At 73.5% G+C, this 5807-nt stretch carries 5 protein-coding genes; 4 read left to right on the forward strand and 1 reads right to left on the reverse strand.

What is annotated here, in order from left to right:
- The first annotated feature begins 46 nt into the window (after positions 1-46).
- From HCJ92_RS21325 to groL, 3 genes are all read left to right on the forward strand, one after another.
- Positions 47-994: a polysaccharide deacetylase family protein gene (locus tag HCJ92_RS21325; protein ID WP_420824754.1), complete on the forward strand. Its 948-nt coding sequence runs from the start codon at positions 47-49 to the stop codon at positions 992-994.
- A 268-nt stretch (positions 995-1262) separates the two neighbouring features.
- Positions 1263-1571: a co-chaperone GroES gene (gene groES, locus HCJ92_RS21330; protein ID WP_167935241.1), complete on the forward strand. Its 309-nt coding sequence runs from the start codon at positions 1263-1265 to the stop codon at positions 1569-1571.
- Between the two features lie 111 nt (positions 1572-1682).
- Positions 1683-3299: a chaperonin GroEL gene (gene groL / locus HCJ92_RS21335; RefSeq protein ID WP_167935242.1), complete on the forward strand. Its 1617-nt coding sequence runs from the start codon at positions 1683-1685 to the stop codon at positions 3297-3299.
- Between the two features lie 168 nt (positions 3300-3467).
- Here the strand turns inward: groL and HCJ92_RS21340 are convergent, their stop codons facing one another.
- Entirely contained in the window at positions 3468-4271 is an 804-nt protein-coding gene (locus tag HCJ92_RS21340) for an SDR family NAD(P)-dependent oxidoreductase (RefSeq protein WP_167935243.1), read from the reverse strand.
- 137 nt (positions 4272-4408) lie between these two features.
- Between HCJ92_RS21340 and HCJ92_RS21345 the strand changes: the two genes are divergently transcribed.
- On the forward strand, positions 4409-5371 hold the full coding sequence (locus HCJ92_RS21345; protein ID WP_167935244.1) for a LysR family transcriptional regulator: 963 nt from the start codon (positions 4409-4411) through the stop codon (positions 5369-5371).
- Positions 5372-5807 lie beyond the last annotated feature (436 nt).

The following is a 5807-nucleotide window of genomic DNA, read 5'->3' on the forward strand; positions in this document are numbered from 1 at the left end:
CGGCGCCGGCCCGCTGCCGGTGGTCGGCGGTGGGCCGCTCCCCGGCCTGCCCGGCACCGCGCCGGCCGCCCTGCCCCCGTCACTGGTGCCGGGCTCACTCACCGATGCCGCGGACGACCGCGGGGACGGTGACGGGCCTGCGGCGGAGGCCGCCCCCGCCCCCCAGTCGCCGCCGCTGATCGGCTGGCCGTTCTCGCCCAGCGGGGCGCTGGCGCTCGGCGCGCCGCAGGCCCGGACCGTCTCCGGGCTGGTCTCCGCCTACGCGGACCGCCTGGACCGTGCCGAGCAGGTGCGGACGCGCGCCGTCGGCAGTTGGAAGCTGTCCAAGGCCCCGCTGCGCGCTCCCGCGCCGCCCCGGAAGAAGCCGGAGCTGGCCACCGAGCGCGGGCACATCACGGGCAAGGGCCTGCCCCCCGTCATCACGCAGGTGCCGACCGAGGACAAGGTCGTCTTCCTCACCATCGACGACGGCGCGGAGAAGGACCCCGAGTTGCTGCGGATGATGCGTGAACTCGACATCCCCTACAGCAGCTTCCTCACCGACTACGTCTCCCGGGACGACTACGGGTACTTCCGGACCATGCGGGAGGAGGGTGCCCGCATCCAGAACCACTCGGTCACCCACAAGGAGATGCCGCGCCTGTCCCTCGCGGAGCAGCGCAAGGAGATCTGCGACCAGCAGGACACGCTGGAGAAGGAGATCGGGGAGCGGCCGACGATGTTCCGGCCGCCCTACGGCGCCTACAACCGGGACACGTTGAAGGCCGCCGCCGAGTGCGGCGTGGAGGTCGTGCCGCTGTGGACCGCGGAGGCCTTCGCCGACCGGATGGAGTGGGGTCGGGGCGACGGGAAGCTCCACCCGGGGGACATCATCCTCACCCACTTCCGCGGCAAGGGGCAGTGGGGCGGCAGCATGACGGACATGGTGCGGCTCGTCGTGCGGACCGCCACCGAACAGGGGTACGCCATCGGGCGTCTGGAGGACTACGTCTGACCGAGCGTGAGGTGTCCGCCGCGGTGTCGCCGCAGGTGGAGAAGGGTCCGACGGGTACGGCCCGGTCGTCGTCGCGGCGACCGGGCCGACGCGTATTGGCACTCTGGTTGACTGAGTGCTAACCGGGGCATAGTCTCGCTGTTGGCACTCTCCCTGGGGGAGTGCCAGAGCACGCGACGCGCAGATCCGGCACCCGCGACGACGGATCCGCAGGTCGCGTCACCTACAGACAGCAAATCCGTGAGATCTCCGAAGGGGGAGGTCGGACGTGACGACCGCCAGCTCCAAGGTTGCCATCAAGCCGCTCGAGGACCGCATCGTGGTCCAGCCGCTCGACGCCGAGCAGACCACGGCCTCCGGCCTGGTCATTCCGGACACCGCCAAGGAGAAGCCCCAGGAGGGCACCGTCCTTGCCGTCGGTCCGGGTCGCTTCGAGGACGGCAACCGCCTGCCGCTCGACGTGAAGGTCGGCGACATCGTGCTGTACAGCAAGTACGGCGGCACCGAGGTGAAGTACAACGGCGAGGAGTACCTCGTCCTCTCGGCGCGCGACGTGCTCGCCATCATCGAGAAGTAATTCTCCACGCTGTGAGGCCCGCGCCCCGGCTCCCCGCAGGAATGCCGGGAGTAGGGGCGCGGCGCCGTTCGCGTACGAAGAGACGTTTCAAGGAATAGGGACACGCAAGCCATGGCGAAGATCCTGAAGTTCGACGAGGACGCCCGTCGCGCACTGGAGCGCGGCGTCAACCAGCTCGCGGACGCGGTGAAGGTGACCATCGGCCCCCGGGGCCGCAACGTCGTCATCGACAAGAAGTTCGGTGCGCCGACGATCACCAACGACGGCGTCACCATCGCCCGTGAGGTCGAGGTCGAGGACGCGTTCGAGAACCTCGGCGCGCAGCTGGTCAAGGAAGTAGCGACCAAGACCAACGACATCGCCGGTGACGGCACCACCACCGCGACCGTGCTGGCCCAGGCGCTCGTCCGCGAGGGCCTGCGCAACGTGGCTGCGGGTGCCTCTCCGGCCGCCCTGAAGAAGGGCATCGACGCCGCCGTCAAGGCCGTCACCGAGGAGCTCCTGGCCGCCGCCCGGCCGATCGACTCCAAGGAGGACATCGCCGCTGTCGCCGCGCTGTCCGCCCAGGACCCCCAGGTCGGCGAGCTCATCGCCGAGGCCATGGACAAGGTCGGCAAGGACGGTGTCATCACCGTCGAGGAGTCCCAGACCTTCGGTCTGGAGCTGGACTTCACCGAGGGCATGGCCTTCGACAAGGGCTACCTCTCGCCCTACATGGTCTCCGACCAGGAGCGCATGGAGGCCGTCCTCGACGACCCGTACATCCTGATCCACCAGGGCAAGATCTCCTCCATCCAGGACCTCCTGCCGCTGCTGGAGAAGGTCATGCAGGCCGGCGGCTCCAAGCCCCTGCTGATCATCGCCGAGGACGTCGAGGGCGAGGCGCTCTCCACCCTCGTCGTGAACAAGATCCGCGGCACCTTCAACGCGGTCGCCGTGAAGGCCCCCGGCTTCGGTGACCGCCGCAAGTCGATGCTGGCCGACATGGCCACCCTCACCGGTGCCACCGTGATCTCCGAGGAGGTCGGCCTCAAGCTCGACCAGGCCGGTCTCGACACCCTCGGCACCGCCCGCCGCGTCACGGTCACCAAGGACGACACCACCCTCGTCGACGGTGCCGGCAGCTCGGCGGACGTCGCCGGTCGCGTCGCGCAGATCAAGGCCGAGATCGAGTCCACCGACTCGGACTGGGACCGCGAGAAGCTCCAGGAGCGCCTCGCCAAGCTCGCCGGCGGCGTCTGCGTGATCCGCGTCGGTGCCGCCACCGAGGTGGAGCTCAAGGAGAAGAAGCACCGCCTCGAGGACGCCATCTCCGCCACCCGCGCCGCGGTGGAGGAGGGCATCGTCTCCGGCGGTGGCTCCGCCCTGGTGCACGCCGCCAAGGTGCTGGAGGGCTCCCTGGACCTCGCCGGCGACGAGGCCACCGGTGCCGCCGTGGTCCGCCGCGCCGCCGTCGAGCCGCTGCGCTGGATCGCCGAGAACGCCGGCCTGGAGGGTTACGTCATCACCTCCAAGGTCGCCGAGCTCGACAAGGGCCAGGGCTTCAACGCCTCCACCGGCGAGTACGGCGACCTGGTCAAGGCCGGCGTCATCGACCCGGTGAAGGTCACCCGCTCCGCCCTGGAGAACGCCGCCTCCATCGCCTCCCTGCTGCTCACCACCGAGACCCTCGTGGTGGAGAAGAAGGAAGAGGAGCCGGAGGCCGGCGGTCACGGTCACGCCCACTGACCCACCGCCGCCGAGTGGCCCGCCTCGCGGCGGGCCGCCGCGCGCACCACGGTGCCCCCGGACCCTCCCGGTCCGGGGGCACCGGCGCGTCACGGCCCCGGACGGCCCGCCGGTGGTTTCGGTGCCGGAACGTCCCCGCCGCCGCGTCCCGGCCGCCGCCGCCCGGCATCAGGGCAACTGCTCGGAATCCGTACCGCCACGCCGCGGACCGTACTTGCGCCCCGCCCGCGAGGACACGCCTCCGAGCGCCGACCGGGGGACCAGCTTCGAGGCGCCCAGCAGCACCTTGTAGCGCGGGTCGGGCACGGACAGCGAACGCCCCCGCGCCAGGTCGCGCAGCCCCGCGTCCACCACCCGGTCGGCGTCCAGCCACATCCAGTTGGGGATCGAGGAGGTGCCGATCCCGGCCCGCTCGTGGAACTCGGTGCGGACGAACCCCGGGCAGAGCGCCATCAGCCGGACCCCGCTTCCCGCCAGATCGTGCGCGGCGCCCTGGGTGAACTGCACGACCCACGCCTTGGTCGCCCCGTACGTGCCGCGCGGCACGAAGGCGGCGACCGAGGCCACGTTGACCACCCCGCCGCGCCGCCGGCGGCGCATCGGCGCCGCCGCCGCCGAGGTCAGCCGCAGCACCGCCTCGCAGTGCACCCGCAGCATCCGCAGTTCGTCGGCGACCGGCACCTCCAGGTAGCCGCCCTTCAGGGCGAACCCGGCGTTGTTGACCAGCAGGTCGACCGGATGCCGGGTGTCGCCCAGCCGCTCCTCGACGGCGACCAGCCCGTCCTCCTCCGCCAGGTCCGCGGTGAGCACCGCCACCTCGACACCGTGCCGGTCGTGCAGTTCGGCCGCCTGCCGCTCCAGCCGCTCGGTGTCCCGCGCGACCAGTACCAGGTTGTGCCCGTCCAGGGCCAACCGCCGCGCGAACGCGGCCCCGATCCCGGCCGTGGCTCCCGTGATCAATGCAGTTGTCATGCCACGACCGTAGCTTCCCCGGGCCCGCGCCCCGCCCGTTGCCCCGGTGGGGCGCACGCCCCCGGAGCGCGACCGGCGGGCGTCCCCGCCGGTCGGCGCGGGCGACGGCGCCCACCGCGCGCTCCTATCCTGTGTTCATGTTCGAAGCCCGCCACCTGAGGGTCTTCCGGGCCGTCGCGACCACCGGTTCCTTCTCGGCCGCCGCGCGCGAGCTGGGCATCACCCAGCCCGCCGTCAGCCAGCAGATCCGGGCCCTCGAAGGCGCCGCCCACACCCCCCTGCTCACCCGCGACGGCCGGACGCTGCGGCTCACCGAGGCGGGGGAGGTGCTGGCGCGCCACGCCGACGGCGTGCTGGCCGCGCTCGGCGCCGCCGAGGCCGAGGTCTCCGCGATCGCCGGCCTGCGGGCCGGGCAGGTCCGGCTGGTGTCGTTCCCCAGCGGCAGCTCCACCCTGGTCCCCGCGGCACTGGCCGCGCTGCGCGCCCGGCACCCGGCGCTCCGGGTCTCCCTCTCCGAGGCCGAACCGCCCCGGTCCGAGGAGCTGGTCCGGGCGGGCGCCTGCGATGTCGCGCTGGCGTTCCGCTACCCGGACGCGCGGGGCGAGGAGCCCTGGGAAGGGCTGGAGGTCCGGCGGCTGCGCTCGGACCTGCTGGTCGGTGTCCTCCCGGCGGGCCACCGCTACGCCGAGGCGGCGCGGGTGCCGCTGCGCGACCTCGCCGACGAGCCGTGGATCGCGGGCTGTCCGCGCTGCCGGGAGCAGCTGGAGCGGGTCTGCGCGGGGGAGGGGTTCACCCCGCGCGTCGACCTGGCCACCGACGACTACCCGGCGGTCGTCGCCCTGGTCGGTGCGGGGCTGGGCGTGGCGGTGCTGCCGGAGCTGGCGCTGGAGCCGGTCCGGCCCCGCGGCGTGCGCATCGTGCCGGTCAGCCCGCCGACCCGCCGGGAGATCGTCGCGCTCACCCTCCCCGGGCTCGCCGGGGTACCGGCGGTGGCGGCGCTGCTGGACGCGCTGGCCGAGTGCGGCGGTCCGGTGCCGGAGGCGCCCGGCCTCGCGGGTGCCGAGGAGCCGGGGAGCGTGCCACCGAGCCAGGGGAGCTGACGGTCCGGGGCCGCGCGGGTCCGGGCGCGGGGACGCAGGACCGGGCGGCGGTGGAGCGCTGAGCCGGGCGGCGGTCGGCGACAGGGCCGTTCGCCGCAGGGCAGCGCCCTCCCCCGGGCGGCGGCGACGGGCGTGCCGCCGGGGGCACCGCGGTGGGCCGGTCCGGCGGGCGCCATGCCGTCCGGCCTTGGATGTGACGGAGCGTGAGAGTTCCCGAGGAGCGCGGGTTGAGCCGTTCGCGCTCCGCCGTCCCGGGGGCGTTCGGCCATCCGGCCCAATCTCTTGTCGTGCGCCGGAGCGTGCGGCGGGACGACTCGCGCGGGCGACCGGTCCGCTGCGCCCGCCGTGCGGACGGTCACGTTCGGTCGCCGTGCGCCCGGCGGACGGGGCACCGCGGACGGCGCGACGGCGCCCACGGACTCCTGCGGACAGCGCC

It is taken from the genome of Streptomyces spiramenti (assembly GCF_012034385.1).
GTDB lineage: Bacteria > Actinomycetota > Actinomycetes > Streptomycetales > Streptomycetaceae > Streptomyces > Streptomyces spiramenti.

Coding starts and splice junctions, on each gene's coding strand:
- groL (WP_167935242.1), top strand. CDS start 1,683: ATGGCGAAGATCCTGAAGTTCGACGAGGACGCCCGTCGCGCACTGGAG.
- HCJ92_RS21340 (WP_167935243.1), bottom strand. CDS start 4,271: ATGACAACTGCATTGATCACGGGAGCCACGGCCGGGATCGGGGCCGCG.
- HCJ92_RS21345 (WP_167935244.1), top strand. CDS start 4,409: ATGTTCGAAGCCCGCCACCTGAGGGTCTTCCGGGCCGTCGCGACCACC.